This is a genomic window from Klebsiella sp. 2019SCSN059, from assembly GCF_021739525.1.
GTDB classification, from domain to species: Bacteria; Pseudomonadota; Gammaproteobacteria; order Enterobacterales; family Enterobacteriaceae; genus Klebsiella; species Klebsiella quasipneumoniae.
In genome coordinates this window covers 1-21237 of the sequence record NZ_JAKKOM010000029.1, presented here as the reverse complement: position 1 = coordinate 21237, position 21237 = coordinate 1, and the positions used below count along the sequence as shown (strand labels likewise).

Annotated in this window: 20 protein-coding genes; 4 read left to right on the top strand and 16 right to left on the bottom strand. The window is 58.6% G+C overall.

The window, feature by feature from the left end; genetic code table 11:
* The first annotated feature begins 146 nt into the window (after positions 1–146).
* Entirely contained in the window at positions 147–1814 is a 1668-nt protein-coding gene (ettA, locus tag L2I46_RS22755; RefSeq protein WP_023291900.1) for an energy-dependent translational throttle protein EttA, read from the top strand.
* Between the two features lie 93 nt (positions 1815–1907).
* Here ettA and nadR read toward each other — a convergent pair whose 3' ends face one another.
* The 3 genes from nadR to serB are packed head-to-tail and all read right to left on the bottom strand — an operon-like array spanning position 1908 to position 5525.
* Entirely contained in the window at positions 1908–3140 is a 1233-nt protein-coding gene (gene nadR, locus L2I46_RS22750) for a multifunctional transcriptional regulator/nicotinamide-nucleotide adenylyltransferase/ribosylnicotinamide kinase NadR (protein WP_004886547.1), read from the bottom strand.
* A gap of 21 nt (positions 3141–3161) precedes the next feature.
* Positions 3162–4544: a DNA repair protein RadA gene (gene radA / locus L2I46_RS22745; RefSeq protein ID WP_023291899.1), complete on the bottom strand. Its 1383-nt coding sequence runs from the start codon at positions 4542–4544 to the stop codon at positions 3162–3164.
* Between the two features lie 9 nt (positions 4545–4553).
* Positions 4554–5525: a phosphoserine phosphatase gene (gene serB, locus L2I46_RS22740; RefSeq protein WP_023291898.1), complete on the bottom strand. Its 972-nt coding sequence runs from the start codon at positions 5523–5525 to the stop codon at positions 4554–4556.
* A 104-nt stretch (positions 5526–5629) separates the two neighbouring features.
* On the opposite strand from serB, the gene L2I46_RS22735 reads away from it, so the two are divergent.
* Both L2I46_RS22735 and lplA read left to right on the top strand, forming a co-directional pair.
* Positions 5630–6277 (top strand): YtjB family periplasmic protein, encoded by a 648-nt coding sequence (locus tag L2I46_RS22735; RefSeq protein ID WP_023291897.1) that lies wholly within the window; start codon positions 5630–5632, stop codon positions 6275–6277.
* Positions 6277–7293: a lipoate--protein ligase LplA gene (gene lplA, locus L2I46_RS22730; RefSeq protein ID WP_236948233.1), complete on the top strand. Its 1017-nt coding sequence runs from the start codon at positions 6277–6279 to the stop codon at positions 7291–7293. The genes L2I46_RS22735 and lplA overlap by 1 nt, the downstream gene beginning before the upstream one ends.
* 83 nt (positions 7294–7376) lie before the next feature.
* Here lplA and deoD read toward each other — a convergent pair whose 3' ends face one another.
* The 13 genes from deoD to L2I46_RS22665 all read right to left on the bottom strand — a co-directional run bounded on the left by deoD (position 7377) and on the right by L2I46_RS22665 (position 19859).
* Positions 7377–8096 carry a purine-nucleoside phosphorylase gene (gene deoD / locus L2I46_RS22725; RefSeq protein WP_002887789.1) on the bottom strand — a complete coding sequence of 240 codons (720 nt, stop codon included), beginning with the start codon at positions 8094–8096 and terminating at the stop codon, positions 7377–7379.
* A 103-nt stretch (positions 8097–8199) separates the two neighbouring features.
* The gene (gene deoB, locus L2I46_RS22720) at positions 8200–9423 is read right to left on the bottom strand and encodes a phosphopentomutase (protein ID WP_023291895.1); all 1224 of its coding nucleotides are present in this window, start codon (positions 9421–9423) and stop codon (positions 8200–8202) included.
* Between the two features lie 52 nt (positions 9424–9475).
* Positions 9476–10798: a thymidine phosphorylase gene (gene deoA, locus L2I46_RS22715; protein WP_032429093.1), complete on the bottom strand. Its 1323-nt coding sequence runs from the start codon at positions 10796–10798 to the stop codon at positions 9476–9478.
* A 109-nt stretch (positions 10799–10907) separates the two neighbouring features.
* Positions 10908–11687 carry a deoxyribose-phosphate aldolase gene (deoC, locus tag L2I46_RS22710; RefSeq protein WP_032452384.1) on the bottom strand — a complete coding sequence of 260 codons (780 nt, stop codon included), beginning with the start codon at positions 11685–11687 and terminating at the stop codon, positions 10908–10910.
* A gap of 415 nt (positions 11688–12102) precedes the next feature.
* A complete protein-coding gene (locus tag L2I46_RS22705; RefSeq protein ID WP_023291892.1) occupies positions 12103–13380 on the bottom strand; it encodes a NupC/NupG family nucleoside CNT transporter in 1278 nt (425 codons plus the stop codon).
* Positions 13381–13509: 129 nt separating this feature from the next.
* Positions 13510–14304 carry a metal-dependent hydrolase gene (locus L2I46_RS22700; protein WP_236948232.1) on the bottom strand — a complete coding sequence of 265 codons (795 nt, stop codon included), beginning with the start codon at positions 14302–14304 and terminating at the stop codon, positions 13510–13512.
* Positions 14301–15374 (bottom strand): patatin-like phospholipase family protein, encoded by a 1074-nt coding sequence (locus tag L2I46_RS22695; protein ID WP_023291890.1) that lies wholly within the window; start codon positions 15372–15374, stop codon positions 14301–14303. The genes L2I46_RS22700 and L2I46_RS22695 overlap by 4 nt, the downstream gene beginning before the upstream one ends.
* Before the next feature lie 153 nt (positions 15375–15527).
* A complete protein-coding gene (locus L2I46_RS22690) occupies positions 15528–15689 on the bottom strand; it encodes a DUF1328 domain-containing protein (protein ID WP_002887716.1) in 162 nt (53 codons plus the stop codon).
* 129 nt (positions 15690–15818) lie between these two features.
* Positions 15819–16439, bottom strand: a complete 621-nt coding sequence (gene osmY / locus L2I46_RS22685) for a molecular chaperone OsmY (RefSeq protein WP_236948231.1) — start codon at positions 16437–16439, stop codon at positions 15819–15821.
* 219 nt (positions 16440–16658) lie between these two features.
* The gene (gene prfC, locus L2I46_RS22680) at positions 16659–18248 is read right to left on the bottom strand and encodes a peptide chain release factor 3 (protein ID WP_002887711.1); all 1590 of its coding nucleotides are present in this window, start codon (positions 18246–18248) and stop codon (positions 16659–16661) included.
* 90 nt (positions 18249–18338) lie between these two features.
* Positions 18339–19016 carry a pyrimidine 5'-nucleotidase gene (gene yjjG / locus L2I46_RS22675; RefSeq protein WP_023291888.1) on the bottom strand — a complete coding sequence of 226 codons (678 nt, stop codon included), beginning with the start codon at positions 19014–19016 and terminating at the stop codon, positions 18339–18341.
* A gap of 14 nt (positions 19017–19030) precedes the next feature.
* The gene (rimI, locus tag L2I46_RS22670) at positions 19031–19477 is read right to left on the bottom strand and encodes a ribosomal protein S18-alanine N-acetyltransferase (RefSeq protein WP_044525302.1); all 447 of its coding nucleotides are present in this window, start codon (positions 19475–19477) and stop codon (positions 19031–19033) included.
* Entirely contained in the window at positions 19446–19859 is a 414-nt protein-coding gene (locus L2I46_RS22665) for a DNA polymerase III subunit psi (protein ID WP_101862320.1), read from the bottom strand. Before L2I46_RS22665 ends, rimI begins: the two co-directional genes overlap by 32 nt.
* A 102-nt stretch (positions 19860–19961) precedes the next feature.
* On the opposite strand from L2I46_RS22665, the gene rsmC reads away from it, so the two are divergent.
* Positions 19962–20990 (top strand): 16S rRNA (guanine(1207)-N(2))-methyltransferase RsmC, encoded by a 1029-nt coding sequence (rsmC, locus tag L2I46_RS22660; protein WP_023291885.1) that lies wholly within the window; start codon positions 19962–19964, stop codon positions 20988–20990.
* Positions 20991–21237 lie beyond the last annotated feature (247 nt).

Here is a 21237-nt window from a genome sequence, read left to right as displayed (position 1 = left end):
GCTAATCAGACAACGCTAAACGCGCCATGTCCTGAACATTTTTTTACGCTTCTGTGAATCCTGTCGCCTCGCTGGGATTAGCGCGCGAAAAAGGCTACACTTCGGCTTTGAACTATCTATCAAAATAGAAAGAGGCGAAGTCCAACGTGGCTCAATTCGTTTATACCATGCATCGTGTCGGCAAAGTGGTTCCGCCGAAACGTCATATTTTGAAAAATATCTCCCTCAGCTTTTTCCCTGGCGCAAAAATCGGTGTGCTCGGTCTGAACGGCGCCGGTAAATCTACCCTGCTGCGCATCATGGCCGGTATCGACACCGAGATCGAAGGTGAAGCGCGTCCGCAGCCTGGCATTAAAATCGGCTACCTGCCGCAGGAGCCGCAGCTCAACCCGGAGCACACCGTGCGCGAGTCCGTTGAAGAAGCGGTAGCCGAAGTGGTTAACGCGCTGAAGGGTCTGGACGAAGTCTATGCCAAGTACGCCGAGCCGGATGCAGACTTCGATAAGCTTGCCGCACAGCAAGGCAAGTTCGAAGAGATTATCCAGGCGCACGACGGCCACAATCTGAACGTGCAGCTGGAGCGCGCGGCCGACGCCCTGCGCCTGCCGGACTGGGATGCGAAAATCGCCAATCTTTCCGGTGGTGAACGCCGCCGCGTCGCGCTGTGCCGCCTGCTGCTGGAAAAACCAGACATGCTGCTGCTCGACGAACCGACCAACCACCTGGACGCTGAGTCCGTCGCCTGGCTGGAACGCTTCCTGCACGACTTCGAAGGCACCGTGGTGGCAATTACCCACGACCGTTACTTCCTCGATAACGTCGCCGGTTGGATCCTCGAACTTGACCGCGGCGAAGGTATTCCGTGGGAAGGCAACTACTCCTCCTGGCTGGAGCAGAAAGATCAGCGTCTGGCGCAGGAAGCCTCTCAGGAAGCCGCGCGTCGCAAATCCATCGAGAAAGAGCTCGAGTGGGTTCGCCAGGGCGCGAAAGGCCGTCAGTCCAAGGGCAAAGCCCGTCTGGCGCGCTTTGAAGAGCTCAACAACGTTGAATACCAGAAACGTAACGAGACCAACGAACTGTTCATTCCGCCAGGCGCGCGTCTGGGCGATAAAGTTCTGGAAGTCAGCAACTTGCGTAAATCCTACGGCGACCGCGTGCTGATCGACGATCTGAGCTTCTCGGTACCGAAGGGCGCTATCGTCGGCATCATCGGCCCGAACGGCGCGGGTAAATCAACGCTGTTCCGCATGATGTCCGGCCAGGAACAGCCAGATTCCGGCACCATCACCCTGGGCGAAACCGTTAAGCTGGCCTCCGTCGATCAGTTCCGCGACGCGATGGACAATAGCAAGACCGTGTGGGAAGAGGTCTCCGGTGGTCTGGATATCATGAAGATCGGCAACACCGAGATGCCGAGCCGCGCCTACGTGGGCCGCTTTAACTTCAAAGGCGTAGACCAGGGCAAACGCGTTGGCGAACTGTCCGGCGGTGAACGCGGTCGTCTGCACCTGGCGAAGCTGCTGCAGGTTGGCGGTAACGTACTGCTGCTCGATGAACCGACCAACGACCTGGATATCGAAACCCTGCGCGCGCTGGAAAACGCCCTGCTGGAGTTCCCGGGCTGCGCGATGGTTATCTCGCACGACCGTTGGTTCCTTGACCGTATCGCCACCCACATTCTGGATTACCAGGATGAAGGTAAGGTGGAGTTCTTTGAAGGTAACTTTACCGAGTACGAAGAGTACAAGAAACGCACCCTCGGCGCCGACGCGCTGGAGCCGAAGCGAATCAAGTACAAACGTATCTCAAAATAAAATGCAAAAAGGCAACGCAAGTTGCCTTTTTTAATGTTTGCTCCCTCTCCCACCGGGAGAGGGCCGGGGTGAGGGCATCAGCCCGCAGAGGATCTACCCCTGCTCCCCCATCAGCTGCTTCACCAGCTCGACGCAGCGCAGGAAGCGCGTATCGTAGTCCGACTCCTTAACATGGACGAACTCGATCTCATTCTCTTTCAGCAGCGACACCAGCAGCGACTGAAACTCTTTACGATCCACCGAACTCCCAAGGCTGCGTAACCCATCGGCCACCCACGGGGTATTGTTCTCCAGCAGGATCACCAGATCGAAGCGGTATTCATCAATCAGCGCCTGCACGAACGGGTGCTCTCGCCCCTCGTACTTCAGGCAGAACGCCTGAGTGCTGACGAAGTCGGTATCGATAAACGCCACCTTGTTGGCATATTTCACTGCGAAATCAATATACTGGGCATGCCCGAGGGCTATTTTATCGTAATCCGAATACTGGAGCGCCATCTCATCGCCGCCGAGATGCGAAAAGACATAATCCCGGCCATATTCCCAGGCGCTGGTGGTATTGAAGATATTGGCGAGCTTATTAACCAGCGTTGATTTCCCGCTCGACTCGCCGCCGAGGATCGCCACCGTCCGCACAAAGAACGGTTTCACTTCCGTCGGAATATATTCCCAGTAACGGAACGGGTTCTCGCGGATCTGGCCGCCGCTAATATTCATAAAGGTCCGCTTAGGATCGATAAGCACCGTCTCGATCCCCAGATGCTCAAGGTACTGCGGCGCATCGGCCTCTTCCGAGGTATAGATCCGGTTCGGCTCGATCCCTTTTTCGCTCATAAAAGCGCGGATCCCATGACTCCACACATCCCAGCCGTGCGGATAGGGTTCCATCCCCTCTTCATTGAAGGCATGGATGCGAATATTCTTCTGATATTTAAAGGTTTGTAGCAGCCAGCGCAGGCGGTCAGGCACCGTCGGCTGCTGCGACATGGCGCTCTCTTCAAACAGCTCGCGGTCGCGAGTGTCGTCATAGCCCATGATGATATGCAGCTCATCGACCTGGCTACAGGCGCGTTGAATCAAATAGATGTGCCCGGTATGCAGCGGGTAAAATTTACCAAACACCACGCCGACGCTTTTCTGTCGGCGGGGAAACTCCAGCCCGAGGAAACGATGCAGCGCTTCTAGCTTCTGCGCGCTCGGGCTTTTGATTTTGGCATTCAACAGTTGGCTGAGATACCCTTTGGTCATCCCGCTGGCTTCCGCCACCTGCTGCAGGGTACAGCCTTTCTGCTTTATGGCGCTTTTTAAATAGTCAAATGACGACATTGCTAATCTCCTTTTAACTTATTATAAGTCGTCAAAAACGCTTAGCGCGTCTGAAAGCTTTTTCACACCAAAGATTTGCATGCCTTCCGGCACTTTTTTCGGCACATTGGCCGCCGGGACGATGGCGCGGCGGAAGCCATGCTTCGCCGCTTCGGAGATACGCTCCTGACCGCTCGGCACCGGGCGAATTTCGCCAGCCAACCCCACTTCGCCAAAGACCACCAGGTCCTGCGGCAGCGGGCGATCGCGCAAGCTGGAGACCATCGCCAGCAGCAGCGCCAGATCGGCGCTGGTTTCCGTGACCTTCACCCCACCGACCACGTTGACGAAAACGTCCTGATCGGCCATCTGCAGGCCGCCGTGGCGATGCAGCACCGCCAGCAGGATCGCCAGACGGTTCTGTTCCAGCCCCACCGCCACGCGGCGCGGGTTGGACATCATCGAGTGATCCACCAGCGCCTGGATCTCCACCAGCAGCGGGCGGGTCCCTTCCCAGACCACCATCACCGAGCTGCCGGAGGTGATTTCATCTCCCCGGCTGAGGAAGATAGCGGATGGGTTGCTCACTTCGCGCAGCCCCTGCTCGGTCATGGCGAAGACGCCCAGCTCGTTCACCGCGCCAAAGCGGTTTTTGTGGCTGCGCAGAGTGCGGAAGCGGGAGTCGGCATCGCCGTCCAGCAGCACCGAGCAGTCAATACAGTGCTCCAGCACCTTCGGGCCGGCCAGCGAACCGTCTTTGGTGACGTGGCCGACCATGACGATCGCCACGCCGCGTGTTTTGGCAAAGCGCGTCAGGTAGGCCGCCGTTTCACGTACCTGGGCGACGCTGCCCGGCGACGACTGAACGTCGGCCATATGCATCACCTGGATAGAGTCGATCACCATCAGCTGCGGTTTTTCTTCCTCGGCAATCTGACAGATCTGCTCAATGCTGGTTTCCGACAGCATGTTCAGGTTCGCCGTCGGCAGCCCAAGGCGATGGGCGCGCATCGCCACCTGCTGAAGGGACTCCTCCCCGGTGACGTACAGCGTTTTCATCCCTTCCGCCAGCTTGCACAACGTCTGCAGCAGCAGCGTCGATTTCCCCGCGCCGGGGTTACCGCCAATCAGGATCGCGCTGCCCGGCACCACGCCGCCGCCGAGTACGCGGTCGAACTCTTTAAAACCGGTGGAGAAACGCGGCAGCGCTTCCAGGCTGATGTCTGACAGCTTCTGCACCTTCGAGACGCCGGCGTGACCGGCGTAGCCTGACAAACGCTCGTTTCTCGCCACCTGCGGCGACGCGGCGATGCGCATCTCGGTGATGGTATTCCAGGCATGGCAGGCGCTGCACTGCCCCTGCCAGCGCGGGTAATCCGCACCACATTCATTACAGACAAATGCGCGTTTTGGAGCTTTCGCCACGTTTACCTCTTACTTTTGGTTCATGCTGCCCGAGAGAATACAGAATACCCCCATCAGGTCAGCGTGGCGGATAGTCACTTCCGCCTGTTCATTCACTTTAGGCTTAGCATGATACGCGATGCCAAGCCCGGCAGCCTTAATCATCGGCAGGTCGTTGGCGCCATCGCCGATGGCCACGGTCTGCGCCGTTGGGATCGCATACTTTTCCGCCAGCTTGCGCAGCGTATTGGCTTTGTATTTGGCATCGACGATATCGCCGAGCACGTTGCCGGTGAGCTTGCCGTCGCGGATCTCCAGTTCGTTGGCGAACACCGCGTCGAGATGCAGCTTATCGCGCAGATACTCGGCGAAGAAGGTGAAGCCGCCGGAGGCGATCGCCACCTTCCAGCCCAGCGTTTCCAGCTTGAGCACCAGCTGCGCCAGGCCCGGCATCAGCGGCAGCGCGTCGCGAACCTGCAGCAGAATGCTGGCATCAGCGTCTTTCAGCGTCGCCACGCGCTGGCGCAGGCTGGCGGTGAAGTCCAGCTCCCCGCGCATCGCCCGCTCGGTCACTTCCGACACCAGCTCGCCGGTGCCGGCCAGTTTCGCGATCTCATCGATGCATTCGATCTGGATCGCCGTGGAGTCCATATCCATCACCAGCAGTCCCGGGGTGCGCAGATGAGGGATTTTACCCAATGGCGCGACGTCCAGCCCCGCCTCATGCGCCAGTCGCGTCGCACGGGGGGTCAGCGAACCGGCCAGGCGGATCACCTGGTAATCTTCGACCACCCAGGAGGCGACGATCACTAACGCGGCGCCCAGCTCACGCTGCCAGTCCGTCAGACGGCGTTTATCCAGCCCACGCCCGTACAGCAGCCAGCCGCTGCGCCCGGCGTGATAATCCAGCGGCATGACCTCGTCACCGCTCAGGGAAAGCGGCAACCCAGGCCACAGGGAAACGTCTTCAGGCAGGTCGCACCAGGTCAAACTGTTAGGCATTACGGCTCCACATCTCTTCATTCAGGCGAGGAAAATAACGCATGAGGCTACCTTGTAACCAGCGCTTCTGGCAACATTAAGCTGCAAATTTTCAAAGGTGGAATATGGTTCGCGCAAAACTGAAATTCCGGCTGCATCGTGCGGTCATTGTCCTTATCTGTCTCGCCCTGCTCGTCGCGCTGATGCAGGGCGCCTCGTGGTTCAGTCAGAACAGTCAGAAACAACGCAATCCGCAGCTGGAAGAGCTGGCCCGCACGCTGGCACAGCAGGTGGTGCTGAATCTTGCGCCGCTGATGCGCAGCGAGACGCCGGACGAAAAGCGCATCAATCAGCTGTTGACGCAGCTCACCCACAACAGCCGCGTACTGGACGCCGGGGTATATGACGACCAGGGCGACCTGGTGGCGCGCTCTGGCGAAAGCGTCGAGGTTCGCGACCGGCTGGCGCTGGATGGTAAGAAAGCCGGCGGCTACTTCAACCAGCAGATTGTCGAGCCGGTACCGGGAAAAAACGGTCCGTTGGGCTACCTGCGTCTGACCCTCGATACCCATACGCTGGCGACCGAGGCGAAGCAGGTGGATAATACCACCAATATCTTACGCCTGATGCTGTTGCTGTCCCTGGCCATCGGCGTGGTACTGACCCGCACGCTGCTGCAGGGCAAACGCACCCGCTGGCAGCAATCGCCCTTCCTGCTCACCGCCAACAAGCCGGTTGAGGATGAAGACGATGAAAAGAAAGGAAATCTATAATGTCCACACTGCGCCTCCTGCTTTCTGACTCTTACGACCCGTGGTTCAACCTGGCGGTCGAGGAGTGCATTTTCCGCCAGATGCCCGCCACCCAGCGGGTGCTGTTCCTGTGGCGCAATGCCGATACCGTGGTCATCGGCCGCGCGCAGAACCCGTGGAAGGAGTGTAATACCCGCCGCATGGAGGAAGATCATGTGCGGCTGGCCCGTCGCAGCAGCGGCGGCGGCGCGGTATTCCACGACCTCGGCAATACCTGCTTTACCTTTATGGCAGGCAAACCGGAGTACGACAAAACTGTCTCCACCGCTATTGTGCTGGCGGCGCTCAATTCACTTGGCGTAACCGCCGACGCATCCGGGCGCAACGATCTGGTGGTCAAGACCGACAGCGGCGACCGCAAAGTCTCCGGCTCAGCCTATCGTGAAACCATGGACCGCGGTTTTCACCACGGCACCCTGCTGCTCAACGCCGATCTAAGCCGTCTCGCCAACTACCTCAACCCGGACCAGAAAAAGCTGCAGGCTAAAGGCATTACCTCGGTGCGCGGGCGGGTGGCGAACCTGGTTGAGCTGCTGCCGGGCATTACCCATCAGCAAGTTTGCGAGGCGATCCAGGAGGCGTTCTTCAGCCATTACGGCGAACGGGTAGACGCCGAGGTGATCTCCCCGGACAACACGCCGGACCTGCCGAACTTTGCCGACACTTTCGCTCGCCAGAGCAGCTGGGAGTGGAACTTCGGCCTGGCGCCCGCCTTTTCCCACCTGCTGGACGAGCGCTTCCCCTGGGGCGGCGTCGAGCTGCATTTTGACGTTGAGAAGGGCCATATCACCCGCGCGCAGGCCTTTACCGATAGCCTGAATCCGGCGCCGCTGGAGGCGCTGGCGGAACGCTTAATCGGCTGTCAGTATCGGGCTGAGGTTTTGCAGCAGCAGTGTGAGGCGCTGATGGAGGAATTCCCGGAGCAGGAAGCGGAACTCAAAGCGCTGTCGGTGTGGATTGCCGGCGCGGTACGTTAAAAAAAGCCCGCTGGCGTAGCGCTTAGCGGGCCTGGAAAACCGCAGGCCGGATCAGGCGAAGCCGCCGCCCGGCACAACAGCTTTTACTCTTTATCGCCCAGCAGCACGGATTCCAGCGCGATTTTAATCATGTCGTTGAACGTGGTCTGACGCTCCGCGGCAGTGGTCTGCTCGTGGGTACGAATATGGTCAGACACGGTGCAGATGGTCAGCGCTTTCGCCCCGAATTCCGCCGCCACGCCGTAGATACCCGCCGCTTCCATTTCCACGCCCAGGATGCCGTATTTTTCCATCACGTCGAACATGGACGGGTCCGGGGTATAGAACAGGTCTGCAGAGAAGATGTTGCCGACGCGCGCGTCAACGCCCAGCGCTTTCGCCGCGTCTACCGCGTTACGCACCATGCCGAAATCGGCAATCGCCGCGAAGTCGTGGTCTTTAAAACGCAGACGGTTCACTTTGGAGTCGGTGCAGGCGCCCATACCGATCACCACGTCGCGCAGTTTGACGTCTTCGCGCACCGCGCCGCAGGAGCCGACGCGGATGATTTTCTTGACGCCGAAATCGGTGATCAGCTCTTTGGTGTAGATAGAGCAGGACGGAATACCCATCCCGTGGCCCATGACGGAGATTTTGCGGCCTTTATAAGTGCCGGTGAAGCCCAGCATGCCGCGCACGTTGTTCACTTCACGCACGTCTTCGAGAAAGGTTTCTGCAATGTGCTTGGCGCGCAGCGGGTCGCCCGGCATCAAGACTACGTCAGCGAAATCGCCCATTTCTGCGTTAATGTGAGGAGTTGCCATCTTCAGTTCCTTTTACATTGTTGTTTTTGCCGGGCGGCGGCTACGCCTGACCCGGCCGACAAAACCGTAGGCCCGGATCGCTGAGCGCCACCGGGCAATTGCATCACAGCATATTTTTACCGTACGCCATTGGCGAGGTACCAAAGTATGTCGCCAGCGTCTGGCCGATGTCCGCGAAAGTTTCGCGGTGGCCTAACGATCCTGGTTTCACTTTCGGGCCGTACACCAGCACCGGAATATGCTCGCGGGTGTGGTCGGTACCGGTCCAGGTCGGGTCGCAGCCGTGGTCGGCGGTGAGGATCAGGATGTCGTCTTCCCCTACCAGCTCCATCAGCTCCGGCAGACGGCGGTCGAACAGTTCCAGACCCGCCGCGTAGCCGGCGACATCGCGACGGTGGCCCCAGGAGGAGTCAAAGTCGACGAAGTTGGTGAAGACGATAGTCTCGTCGCCGGCTTCCTTCATCTCTTTGATGGTCGCGTCGAACAGCGCGTCCAGCCCGGTGGCTTTCACTTTTTTGGTGATGCCACAGTTTGCGTAGATGTCCGCTATCTTACCGACAGACACCACGTGGCCGTTCTTCTCGTCAACCAGCTTCTGCAGCACGGTCGGCGCCGGCGGTTCGACCGCCAGATCGTGACGGTTGCCGGTACGCTGGAAGTTACCGGCTTTATCGCCGATAAACGGACGAGCGATGACGCGGCCAATGTTGTAGCCGCCTTCGGTCAGCTCTTCACGGGCGATTTCGCACAGCTCATACAGCTTGTCGAGGCCAAAGGTCTCTTCGTGACAGGCGATCTGGAACACGGAGTCAGCGGAGGTATAGAAAATCGGTTTCCCGGTTTTCATATGCTCTTCGCCGAGCTGATCGAGGATCACCGTCCCGGAAGAGTGGCAGTTGCCGAGGTAGCCCGGCAGGTTGGCGCGTTTCACCAGCTTATCCAGCAGCTCCTGCGGGAAACTGTTTTCATGATCGCTGAAGTAGCCCCAGTCAAACAGCACCGGCACGCCGGCGATTTCCCAGTGGCCGGACGGCGTATCTTTACCAGAAGAGAGTTCATGCGCCCAGGCCCAGGCGCCAATCACTTCGGCATTGCCATCCATTCCGGCGGCAATTTTACCGGTAGAGCCTTCATGCGCTTTCACCAGCCCCAGACGGGTCAGGTTCGGTAAATTCAGCGGGCCTTTGCGGCCGTGGTCAGCCTCGCCTTTGGCGCAGGCTTCCGCAATGTGGCCCAGGGTATCGGCACCGACGTCGCCAAAGCGGTCTGCGTCTTCCGTTGCGCCAATCCCAAAGGAGTCCAGCACCATGATAAATGCACGTTTCATCTTGTTCTCCATACATCTTGCGCTGCAAAAAAGCGATCAGATCAGTATATCGCTATTCGGTGATACGGCGATAGACTGTCGGTGTAATTTCCGGAGCTTTATCGTCCAGCTTAATGGCCGCTTTGACCGCTTTCGCGGCCTCCTGCCAGCTGTTCTCGTCTTTGGCATGGATCACCGCCAGCGGACGCTGTCCGTCCACGCGGTCACCCAGACGCGCCATCTCGGTAAAGCCAACGCTATAGTCAATGGTGTCTGATGCCTGACGGCGGCCGCCGCCCATAGAAACCACTGCCATACCCAGCGCGCGTGTATCCATCGCGCTGACAAAACCTTCGGTATCAGCATAGACTGCTTTGCTCAGCATCGCCGTCGGCAGATAATGATCATAATTCTCGACAAAGTCGCTCGGTCCTTTCTGCGCCGCGACCATACGGCCAAAGACTTCCGCCGCTTTACCGTTATCCAGTACCGCCTGCAGCTTCGCGCGCGCGTCGGCATCGTCCGCCGCCAGCTTGCCGGAAATCAGCATCTCTACACACAGCGCCATCGTCACGTCGAACAGACGCGGATTGCGGTATTCGCCGGTCAGGAACTGGACCGCTTCGCGAACTTCAACGGCGTTCCCGGCGCTGGAGGCCAGCACCTGGTTCATATCGGTCAGCAGCGCGGTGGTGCGCACGCCGGCGCCGTTGGCGACCCCGACGATCGCTTCCGCCAGCGCGGCGGAAAGTTCATAAGTCGGCATAAACGCGCCGCTGCCGACTTTGACGTCCATCACCAGCGCATCCAGCCCTTCCGCCAGCTTCTTGGCAAGGATCGAGGCGGTGATCAGCGGAATGGAGTCCACCGTCGCGGTAATATCGCGGGTGGCATAGAAACGTTTGTCCGCCGGAGCGAGGGAGCTGGTCTGCCCGATAATCGCCACGCCGACATCTTTAATAATCTCGCGGAAGCGGTTGTCGTCCGGGAAGATATCGAAGCCCGGGATCGCTTCCAGTTTATCCAGGGTACCGCCGGTATGGCCGAGTCCGCGGCCGGAAATCATCGGCACATAACCGCCGCAGGCGGCCACCATCGGCCCCAGCATCAGCGAAGTGACATCCCCGACGCCGCCGGTGGAGTGTTTATCGACGATCGGGCCGTTAAGGTTGAGGCTTTTCCAGTCCAGAACGGTACCGGAATCCCGCATCGCCATGGTCAGCGAAACGCGCTCCGGCATAGACATATCGTGGAAGAAGATGGTCATCGCCAGCGCGGCGATCTGCCCTTCTGAGATAGTATTGTCGCGGATGCCGTTGATGAAAAAGCGGATCTCTTCATCGCTTAATGCCTGACCATCACGTTTTTTACGAATAATTTCTTGTGCGAGAAACACGGTAACCCCCATGAGGAATCGGGTGAATGGTGGCGGGTGGCGCTACGCTTACCCGCCCTACGATCCTGTAGGCCGGATAAGCGAAGCGTCATCCGGCAATGTCTGACAATCAGTAGCTGCTGGCGCTCTTGCCGTCGCCGTGACCCAGGGCTTTCAACAGGCTGGCCAGCAGGCTGGAGGCACCAAAGCGGTAGTGACGGGCATCGGCCCAGTCGGCGCCAAACAGCTCATCGGCGATCGCCAGGAACTGCTGCGCATCTTCCGCGCTGCGCACGCCGCCCGCCGGTTTGAAGCCAACGGTTTTCTCAACGCCCATATCGCGGATGACTTCCATCATGATGCGCGCGCTTTCCGGCGTGGCATTCACCGGCACTTTACCGGTCGAAGTTTTGATGAAATCGGCCCCGGCTTTGATAGAGATTTCAGACGCTTTACGGATCAGCGCTTCTTCTTTCAGCTCACCGGTTTCGATGATCACTTTCAGCAGCACGTTGGCCGCCGCGCAGGCCTCTTTACAGGCTTTCACCAGCTCGAAGCCGACCTGCTCGTTACCGGCAATCAGCGCGCGGTACGGGAACACCACGTCCACTTCATCGGCGCCGTAAGCGATCGCCGCGCGGGTTTCCGCCAGCGCAATGTCGATATCGTCATTACCGTGCGGGAAGTTGGTGACCGTAGCGATGCGGATCTCCGGCGTTCCCTGCTCGTTCAGCGTTTTACGGGCAATCGGGATGAAGCGCGGATAGATGCAGACCGCCGCGGTGTTACCCACCGGGGTTTTCGCCTGATGACACAGGGCAATCACCTTTTCATTGGTGTCGTCGTCGTTCAGGGTGGTCAGGTCCATCAGTTTTAACGCGCGCAGGCTGCTTGCTTTTAAATCAGTCATTTCATACTCCGCCGGCGCAGTGCCGGTTCAATAGTTTGTTCACCTTGCGAGTCTGTTACTATTGTAACATTCACTCGCCGCTACACTTCGACATTCATCACAGTTAATGAAAACTACTTACTAATTTGCATTACTGTAATGTGACTTTAATCACAAAATATCAGCGCATACCGCGGCAATTATCCTCACGCCCCTCTTAAGCATAATCGAAACTCCGCACCCAATGAGGATGTGATAATTCTAACACACAATGACAGAGACTCTCGACACCGTGGCGCACATTTTGCCCACCCAGCCGGTGTTACAATTATTATATTTTGAAATATAAGCTATTTTTCTGAAAGTCAGAAATGATGGAATTTTCACAAACTCAATAAAACCAGCGACGCGGCGGCCGCTGGTTGAGGGAACTGGCTTAGAGGGCGAGGAAAACCCCGGCGATGGTGGCGCTCATCAGGTTAGACAGCGTCCCCGCCGCCACCGCACGCAGCCCAAGCTGGGCGATATCCTGACGCCGGTTGGGCGCCATCCCCCCGAGGCCGCCAATCAGGATGGCGATCGATGACAGGTTAGCGAATCCGCACAGCGCGAAAGAGATAATGGCTTTGGTGTGATCTGAAATAACCTGCAGCCCGGCCGCCGCCACCTCGGCGTCCGCCTTCAGATACTCGCCAAAGTTCATATAGGCCACGAACTCGTTAATGATCAGCTTCTGGCCGATAAACGATCCCGCGACCGTCGCTTCGTGCCACGGCACGCCGATCACCCACGCCAGCGGTGAGAAGACCCAGCCGAGGATCATCTGCAGCGACAGCTCCGGATGGTTAAACCAGCCGCCGACGCCGGACAGAATGCCGTTCAGCAGGGCGATCAGCGCGATAAACGCCAGCAGCATCGCGCCGACATTGAGCGCCAGCTGCATACCAGACGCGGCGCCGGAGGCGGCGGCGTCCAGCACGTTGGCCGGTTTATCCGCGTCAGCGCTCTGGCGGTCATGAGCCGGGTTATCGTCCGGCGTTTCCGTTTCCGGTACGATAATTTTGGCAAACAGCAATCCACCCGGCGCCGCCATAAACGACGCGGCAATCAGGTACTCCAGCGGAACGCCCATCTGCGCATAGCCCGCCAGCACGGAACCTGCCACCGAGGCCAGGCCGCCGCACATGACCGCAAACAACTCCGAGCGGGTCATAGTGGCGATATAAGGACGCACCACCAGCGGCGCTTCGGTCTGACCAACGAAGATGTTCGCCGTGGCCGACAGCGATTCGGTACGCGAGGTCTTCAGTACCGCCCGCAGCGCGCCGCCGAGAATGCGAATGACCAGCTGCATAATGCCCAGGTAGTAAAGCACGGCAATCAGCGACGAGAAGAAGACGATCACCGGCAGCACGCGCAGGGCAAAGACAAAGCCGCCGCCGCCAAACACCTCGAACATTTTATCGGAGACCAGCCCGCCGAAGATGAAACCGATCCCTTCATTGCCATAGGCAATTACGCGGGCGACGCCGTTCGACATCGCTAACAGCGCCGAGCGCCCGGCCGGTACATACAATATCAACGCGCCGATACCCACCTGGATTATCCAGGCGCCGAGCACAGTACGCAGGTTAATGGCTTTTCGATTATTGGAGAGCAGCACAGCAATGGCCAACAGCGCCACCATGCCGATAAGTCCCATGAGGATTTGCATACAGATTCCCTGTGTTTTGATAGTCCAGCACTAACGGCGTGATTATATCGGCATGAAACTATCCTGCCTGCCAGGCTTCACACATTTTACGCAAATCAATGATATGAATGAACAATTATGAGAATCCGATCACCATACAGTGGCGGAGGGCAGGGAAAACAAGGCGAGCGTGTTGCGCATTATCCCTTCGGCTATGGCTGTCGGCGGCTCCGACCGGAGTTCGCACAGGGCGTCAAATACCCGCGCAGCTTGCTCCGGGCGATTGGGCTGTCCCTGGAAGCCATTGAGCGGCATATCCGGGGCATCGGTCTCCAGCAGCAGGGCTGAAAGCGGCAGACGCGCCATCACCTCGCGGGTTTTGCTGGCGCGGGGATAGGTAATGGTGCCGCCAACGCCGATCTTATAGCCAAGCTGCACGAAACGCTCGGCCTGCTGCAGGCTGCCGGCGAAGCCATGTACCACCCCGGTACGCGGCAGGGCATGTTTTTTCAGCAGCATCGCCAGCTTATCGTGGGTGCGTCGGGAGTGGAGGATCACCGGCAGATCGTAACGCTTCGCCAGACGCAGCTGCGCTTCCAGCAGCGCCTGCTGACGATCGAACTGCGGCTCGTCGCGATAGAGATCGAGACCAATCTCCCCCACCGCCACCAGTTTTGGCGGGCGCTGCGCCAGCGACGCCTCCAGTTGCGCCAGCCCCTCATCGGTGTGCTGCTCGATGACAATCGGATGCAGGCCCAGCGCGGCATACAGCGCCTCGTGCTGCGCCGCCAGCGCCAGCACGCGGCTAAAACGCTCAGCGGAGATGGCCGGAACGATAATTCGCCCGACGCCGGCCTGCGCCGCACGCGCCAGGCTGGCGACCTCATCTTCCGCGAAGGGGGGAAAATCGAAGTGGCAGTGGGTATCGATAAAACGGTGCGTCACGCCAGATCCTCATGATTAAAGCTTGCGTCATTGGCCTGCGGCGCAGCGATGATGGTCGCCTGCGGCGCTTCATTGGCCACCGGCACCGGCGGCACCACCACCGGCGCAGGCCGGGCGATACGCGGCGCGTGGCGCAACAGCGGCGGCCGGTCGGCCAGCAGTTTACCCACGGTGGCCAGGAAATAACGGCCGCACTGGCGTCCGGTTTTGTAGTCCTCCAGCAGCGCCGGCAGTCGGCTGCCAAGCGCCATGCTGCGCAGCGGCCGCTGGGGATAGATTTCGAAGATCCGCAGTTTGCCGGGCGGTTTTTCGATGAACTGCTGGATGGCGCGATAGGTGGTTTCGTGATGATGCACCAGATTGACCAGCGGCTGCAGGCTGCTCTCCCCCAGCCAGCGCTCCATCCGCTTAAACCACTCCGGGGTGTAAAACATCTGCGAAGGGACAGTGCGGATCACCACGATGGTCTGAGCGCCGCGGCGGGCCGCCTCCTGTACCGGGATCGCATCGCTGACGCCGCCGTCAAGGTAGCTAACGCCGTCAAGTAACACGCCGCTGCGGTAAAACCCGGGGATGGCGCTGGAGGCGCGGATCAGATCCAGCCAGGTTTGCGGCGTCGGTGAAAAATAGCTGGCGGAGTAATCGTCGCCGCGACAGGCGCACATCCACAGCTCTTTGCCCAGCGCGAACTGCGTTTCGGCATAGTTCATGGCCAGCGGCATCTGCTGCGAGGTGGCCTCCACCAGCCAGTCGAGATCGATAAGGTTGCCGCCGCGCACAAAGCGCATCGGATCGAAAAACTGGCGTGAGGTGGTGTAGCGTGTGATGACTTTGCGGGCATAGCCTTGCTGATTACACATGTAAGCGGAGAGGTTTTGCGCCCCCGCGGAGGTCCCCAGCATCAGGTCAAAGGGGTTAAATCCGGCGCGCATGAATTCGTCCAGAACCCCGGCGGTGAAAATCCCTCGCTGTCCCCCGCCTTCACACACCAGCGCCAGCTTGCCTGGTCGGAAGGGTTTAACCGCCAGCGGGGCGATATTGCCCAGCGTAACGGGAATGCGTTGCCCCACCCTGCTTTCCTGTTCGATTAGTCTTCTCCTGACAAGGTAACGCAATTTGCCCATCGCTTAAACCGCGAAAGCCAGTCCGCAGGACTGGCTTTGTGTAAGACGACGTGTCAGTAAAAACGCTCAGGCTTCAGCATCGCCCGGATTGTTGTCCCTCTACGGACGTCTGCGTCCTGTAAACAGGCTCACCAGGAACAGGATAATCCCGACGACAAAGACGATTTTCGCGGCGCCAGCGGCAGTACCCGCCAGACCACCAAAGCCCAGGGCCGCAGCAATTAATGCAATGACCAGAAAAATAATTCCCCATCGAAACATACTTTTCTCCTTACCATAATGGACGGTGAACAGCGGTTTGCGCACCCTTTCTGGAAAGCTCATCGCTCAGTGGGTGCTGCTATTCGTTCGGCAACCTTGGCCAGACAACACTTTTGTTAATAACTCGATTTACTTCACGCTAAGATCGTTGCGGACGCTTTTCACACCGGAAACCGCTTTCGCAATCTCTGCGGCGCGTTCAGCCTGCGCCGCGGAAGCCACCGTACCGGTCAGATGCACTGCGCCGGCGTTAGTTTCGACTTTCACATTGCGCGAAGGGACAATGTCATCCGCCAGCAGCTTAGCCTTCACTTCGCTGGTAATAGCGGTGTCCCCGGCATAGCCTTTCAGCGTCGCCGTCTCACTTGACGATTTGTGCTGCACCGTCAGCTTGTCGTTGACCTGAGAGACGCCTTCGACCGCTTTTGTCACGCTCAGCGCCTGACTTTTCTGTTCAGCACTGGTGACGTCGCCGCTGAGGGTGACCACTTTGTTTTCCGTTTTCACCGAAATATCGCCGGAGTTAATATCTTTATGGTCGATCAGCGCCGCCTTTACCCGTGCGGTAATAGTGCTGTCGTCCATAAAATCGCCGACTTTATTAATCGAATTGTCTACCGCCTCTCCCGCATTGCTGGCAGCTGACTTCGCACTGTCTACCGTTGTTTTTTCCGTCTCTGCCGAGGCGTTCAACGCGGCTAAGCCTAAGAAGAGCGCCAGCAACATATTGGCATTCTTTAGTCTGGTCATCGTGATGTCCTCGTTTTTTCACCAGCGCTGGCGTCTTATCGCAGTGAATTACGCCAGCATTTTTAAAAACACGAATTAAATATAGTAGACAGGCGAAGGGGTTGCGGAGGATATGGATAAAAAACAGACGAATTAGCGGCGTTTTAAGAACTTTCCAGAAGGAGGGAAGCGCGGGCGGAAGAAGAAAAAAGCGCGGCCTGCGCCGCGCTTCGTCAGGGATTAGTGCTCGCGCGTTTTGCGGAACACCACGTCAGGATAACGCTCCTGCGTCAGGTTCAGGTTGACCATCGTCGGGGCGATGTAGGTCAGGTTATCGCCGCCATCCAGCGCCAGCTGAACTTCGTTTTTACGTTTGAACTCTTCGAATTTCTTCACGTCAGTGGATTCAACCCAGCGCGCGGTGGCCACGTTGACCGATTCGTAAATCGCTTCCACGTTGTATTCGCTTTTCAGGCGCGCCACGACGACGTCAAACTGCAGCACACCCACGGCGCCGACGATCAGATCGTTATTGGCGATCGGACGGAAGACCTGCACCGCGCCCTCTTCAGAGAGCTGAACCAGCCCTTTCAGCAGCTGTTTCTGCTTCAGCGGATCCTTCAGGCGAATACGACGGAACAGTTCCGGTGCGAAGTTCGGAATACCGGTGAACTTCATCATCTCGCCCTGGGTGAAGGTATCGCCAATCTGAATGGTGCCGTGGTTATGCAGGCCGATGATATCCCCAGGATAGGCTTCTTCAACGTGCGAACGGTCGCCGGCCATAAAGGTCAGCGCGTCGGAGATCACCACGTCTTTACCGATGCGCACCTGACGCAGCTTCATGCCTTTCTCATATTTACCTGACACCACGCGCATGAAAGCCACGCGGTCGCGGTGTTTCGGGTCCATATTGGCCTGAATTTTAAACACGAAGCCAGTGAACTTCTCTTCCGTCGCGGTGACTTCACGGGTGTCGGTGTTACGCGGCATCGGCGCCGGCGCCCACTCCACCAGGCCATCCAGCATATGGTCAACGCCGAAGTTACCTAACGCGGTCCCGAAGAACACCGGGGTGATTTCCCCGGCCAGGAACAGATCTTTATCGAACTCGTTCGACGCGCCCTGCACCAGCTCCAGCTCGTCGCGCAGCTGCTGCGCCAGATCTTCCCCCACCGCCGCGTCGAGATCCGGGTTGTTGAGCCCCTTCACGATGCGCACTTCCTGAATGGTATGGCCTTTACCGGTCTGATACAGGTAGGTTTCATCTTTGTAGAGATGATAGACGCCCTTGAACAGCTTACCGCAGCCGATAGGCCAGGTAATCGGCGCGCAGCCGATTTTCAGCTCGTTCTCCACTTCATCCAGCAGCTCCATCGGATCGCGGATATCACGGTCGAGTTTGTTCATAAAGGTGAGGATCGGCGTATCGCGCAGGCGGGTGACTTCCATCAGCTTACGGGTCCGATCTTCGACGCCTTTTGCCGCGTCAATCACCATCAGGCAGCAGTCCACCGCCGTCAGGGTACGGTAGGTATCTTCCGAGAAGTCTTCGTGCCCCGGGGTATCCAGCAGGTTCACCAGACAGTCATGATAGGGGAACTGCATCACCGAGGTGGTGATCGAGATACCACGCTGCTTTTCCATTTCCATCCAGTCGGATTTCGCGTGCTGGCTGGAGCCACGACCTTTTACGGTACCGGCGGTCTGAATCGCCTGTCCGAACAGCAGCACCTTTTCGGTGATGGTGGTCTTACCGGCATCCGGGTGAGAAATAATGGCAAAAGTGCGGCGTTTAGCCACCTCTTGCAGATAAGGAGACAACGTCATAATTAATCTTCTAAGTAAACGCGGCCATGGGCCACGCATGTGGAATACGAAAAATTGCGGCTATTTTACCCATCAACGGGGGGGAGGCAATCAGTGTTTACACAGGAGCTGCTCCAGTTCGCTTAACGAGGTCACCGTCCAGTCCGGCTCGAGGTCCGCCGGCAGCTCGCGCTGATGCGCATTGAGCCAGCAGGTCGCCAGTCCGGCATTCACGCCGCCGCGAATATCCGACTCGGCGGTATCGCCGACCATCAGCACCCGCGAGCGCGGTGGGTTACCCGCCTGCGCCAGCGCGTAATCGAAAATGCGCGCGTCCGGTTTGGCGACGCCCACTTCTTCAGAAATAATCAGCAAATCAAAGTGATCGCGTAAACCGGTCCGCTCCAGACGAGTCTGCTGCAGCGAGGTAAAGCCGTTGGTGATGATGCCCATCTTGACCTTGCCCTGCAGCGCGTTGAGCAGAGAGACCGCGCCCGGCAGCGGCGCACAGATTTCCGCCATCGCATTCATAAACGCGTCGTTGAGTTCCCCCGGCGGCACATTCAAACGTTCCGCCCAGCTGTCAAAGCGCTGGTGCTGCAGCTGCAGCGAGGTGATGGCGCCGTTCTGGTAATCCACCCATAGCGGCTTATTCACGGCCTGATAGTCCTGAAAATCTTCGGCGGTAAAGGTCACGCTGTAGTCGAGAAACATCCGCTGCAAGCCGCTGAAAGAATCAAACGTAAACAGCGTTTCATCGGCATCAAAGAAAATCCAGTCCCATTTCATCGTATCACCTTGTCTTACATACTGATTGGCAGAGCCATAATAATGGCGTCTTCGCGCCCGTCGGCCGTCGGGTAGTAGTTGCGGCGAATCGTCGCCTCATTGAAGCCTAAGCTTTCATACAGCGCGATAGCGGCAACGTTGGAGGCGCGCACCTCCAGCCATAGCGTGACGACGCCGAGCCTTTCGACTTCGTCAATGACGTGTTCCAGCAGCGCTCGCCCCAGGCCACGGCGCTGGTAAGCGGGATCGACCGCGATATTGAACAACGTCGCCTCATCCAGCACCACTTGCGTAATGGCGAACGCCGCCATTTCGCCATCCACCGACAGCTGATAGTTGCGATAGCGTTCCCCCTGGTTACTGGCCAGGGTCTGTTCGCTCCACGGGAAAGCGTGGGCGCGGGTTTCGATTTGCCAGGCTCGGGTTAAATCAGCCGTGCTGAGGATAGAAATCGTGTTCATGTGCGCAGATTTGTTGCCAGAGCGCCCTGCGAGCCGGCGCGCTGGTCTGGAGTTCATCAAAAGCGGGGGTGGACACCTGGGCGCCCGCCAGCGGCAGCGACGCCTCTGTGCCCAACCGCCAGCTGTTACAGCGGCTGTCCTGCGGCAGCATCGCCACCCGCTCCGGGGTCAGCTGCAGGACCTGATCTGGCGTCACGGCCAGCGCGCGCAATACGTCGCCAATCAGCGGCTCTGTCAGCGACGGCGGGGTTTCCGCCACCATCACCAGACGAATATGTTCAGGAAGCGAGATAGCGATTTCGCCCTGCAACGCCCCCGGTCGGCGCAGCGACCACTGGGTAATGCCCAGCAGCTGTAGTTGCCAGTCTCGTCGGGATGTCATAGCGAAACACTCCTGTTAAACAAGCGCGCAATATAGCAAATCCGTCGTATCTGCGCCAACAAACTACTATAATCGGCGCCAGTCTTAATGAAGGAGTGTTTCATGTCCGCTTTTACCCCGGCAAGTGAAGTCTTGCTGCGCCACAGTGATGATTTCGAGTCCGCCCGCGTTCTGTTTGCCGGTGACCTGCAGGATGACCTGCCTGCGCGTCTGGATACCGCGGCCAGCCGCGCCCATACCCAACAGTTCCACCACTGGCAGGTTCTCAACCGCCAGATGGGAGACACCGTCCGTTTTAGCTTAGTGGCTGAGGCCGCTGACGTCGCCGAATGCGACACCCTGATCTACTACTGGCCAAAGAATAAACCAGAGGCACAGTTCCAGCTGATGAACCTGCTCTCTCTGCTGCCGGTGGGAAGCGACATTTTCGTCGTCGGTGAAAACCGCAGCGGCGTCCGCAGCGCGGAGCAGATGCTGGCTGAATACGCGCCATTAAACAAAGTGGATAGCGCCCGCCGCTGTGGCCTCTATCATGGCCGACTGGAAAAGCAGCCCGCCTTCGACGCCGATGCCTTCTGGGGCGAATACACACTGGATAATCTGACGATTAAAACCCTGCCAGGCGTCTTTAGCCGCGACGGGCTGGACGTCGGCAGCCAGCTGCTGCTCTCCACCCTCGAGCCGCATACCAAAGGGAAAGTGCTGGACGTCGGCTGCGGCGCAGGCGTGCTGGCCGCCGCGCTGGCCAGCCATTCGCCGAAAGTGCGCCTGACCCTGTGCGACGTCAGCGCCCCTGCGGTCGAAGCCAGCCGCGCGACGCTTGCCGCCAACGGCCTGGCTGGCGATGTGTTTGCCAGCAACGTCTTCTCCGAGGTCAATGGTCGCTTCGACATGATCATCTCCAACCCGCCATTCCATGACGGGCTGCAGACCAGCCTCGAAGCCGCCCAGGCGCTGATCCGCGGCGCGGTTCGCCATCTGAACAGCGGCGGCGAGCTGCGCATTGTCGCCAACGCCTTCCTGCCGTATCCGCAGGTGCTGGATGAGACGTTCGGCTTCCATGAGGTGATCGCCCAGACCGGACGTTTTAAGGTCTATCGCACCATCATGACCCGTCAGGCGAAAAAATAGTCGCCTTCTCACGCCGGCGGCCCGTTTCTGGTACCGCTGGCGCTTCCTGCGGGCAAATCCGCCCATTTTTGCAGCAATCGATACAACCTGCATAATTAACTATTGACGTGTCGCCGAAAACCACTAGAATGCGCCTCCGTGGTAACGATACTTTCATAGTGTCGATGGTATGCGAAGGTGGCGGAATTGGTAGACGCGCTAGCTTCAGGTGTTAGTGTCCTTACGGACGTGGGGGTTCAAGTCCCCC

Bases quoted from the DNA above. Each gene is read 5' to 3' on its own strand.
- osmY (WP_236948231.1), bottom strand. From the start codon at position 16,439: ATGACCAGACTAAAGAATGCCAATATGTTGCTGGCGCTCTTCTTAGGC.
- deoC (WP_032452384.1), bottom strand. From the start codon at position 11,687: ATGACTGATTTAAAAGCAAGCAGCCTGCGCGCGTTAAAACTGATGGAC.
- prfC (WP_002887711.1), bottom strand. From the start codon at position 18,248: ATGACGTTGTCTCCTTATCTGCAAGAGGTGGCTAAACGCCGCACTTTT.
- deoB (WP_023291895.1), bottom strand. From the start codon at position 9,423: ATGAAACGTGCATTTATCATGGTGCTGGACTCCTTTGGGATTGGCGCA.
- rimI (WP_044525302.1), bottom strand. From the start codon at position 19,477: ATGAACACGATTTCTATCCTCAGCACGGCTGATTTAACCCGAGCCTGG.
- yjjG (WP_023291888.1), bottom strand. From the start codon at position 19,016: ATGAAATGGGACTGGATTTTCTTTGATGCCGATGAAACGCTGTTTACG.
- L2I46_RS22690 (WP_002887716.1), bottom strand. From the start codon at position 15,689: ATGTTTCGATGGGGAATTATTTTTCTGGTCATTGCATTAATTGCTGCG.
- lplA (WP_236948233.1), top strand. From the start codon at position 6,277: ATGTCCACACTGCGCCTCCTGCTTTCTGACTCTTACGACCCGTGGTTC.
- deoD (WP_002887789.1), bottom strand. From the start codon at position 8,096: ATGGCAACTCCTCACATTAACGCAGAAATGGGCGATTTCGCTGACGTA.
- nadR (WP_004886547.1), bottom strand. From the start codon at position 3,140: ATGTCGTCATTTGACTATTTAAAAAGCGCCATAAAGCAGAAAGGCTGT.
- rsmC (WP_023291885.1), top strand. From the start codon at position 19,962: ATGTCCGCTTTTACCCCGGCAAGTGAAGTCTTGCTGCGCCACAGTGAT.
- L2I46_RS22735 (WP_023291897.1), top strand. From the start codon at position 5,630: ATGGTTCGCGCAAAACTGAAATTCCGGCTGCATCGTGCGGTCATTGTC.
- L2I46_RS22665 (WP_101862320.1), bottom strand. From the start codon at position 19,859: ATGACATCCCGACGAGACTGGCAACTACAGCTGCTGGGCATTACCCAG.
- L2I46_RS22705 (WP_023291892.1), bottom strand. From the start codon at position 13,380: ATGCAAATCCTCATGGGACTTATCGGCATGGTGGCGCTGTTGGCCATT.
- serB (WP_023291898.1), bottom strand. From the start codon at position 5,525: ATGCCTAACAGTTTGACCTGGTGCGACCTGCCTGAAGACGTTTCCCTG.